The organism is Erwinia sp. PME.40.26/001 (assembly GCF_055556675.1).
The window spans coordinates 1-264 of sequence record NZ_JBVHNP010000229.1 but is presented as its reverse complement, the minus strand read 5'-3'; the positions used below and the strand labels follow the sequence as shown (position 1 = coordinate 264).

Annotated in this window: 1 protein-coding gene; it reads right to left on the bottom strand. The window is 67.0% G+C overall.

Annotated elements, in window-relative coordinates; translation table 11 throughout:
* Positions 1–264: ABC transporter substrate-binding protein (locus tag ACZ3HG_RS23965; protein ID WP_465334900.1), on the bottom strand; the 264-nt coding region annotated here is incomplete at both ends.

The window sequence follows — 264 nt, the reverse complement described above, 5'->3', positions numbered from 1 at the left end:
AGCCTTGATGGCATTGATGACATCGCCCCCGGCCACGGCCAGCCCCAGGATCTGCGCCTTGGAGGACTGCGCCTGCAACAGGAAGGACGAGAAGTCCGACGTCGCCAGCGGCACGCGGGTCGCGCCGACGACGTTGCCGCCATTGCTCTTGACGACCTCGCTGGTGTCCTTCTCCAGCGAGGTGCCGAAAGCATAGTCCGCCGTCAGGAAATACCAGGACTTGCCGCCCTGGCGCGTGATGGCCGCGCCGGTACCGCGCGCCAG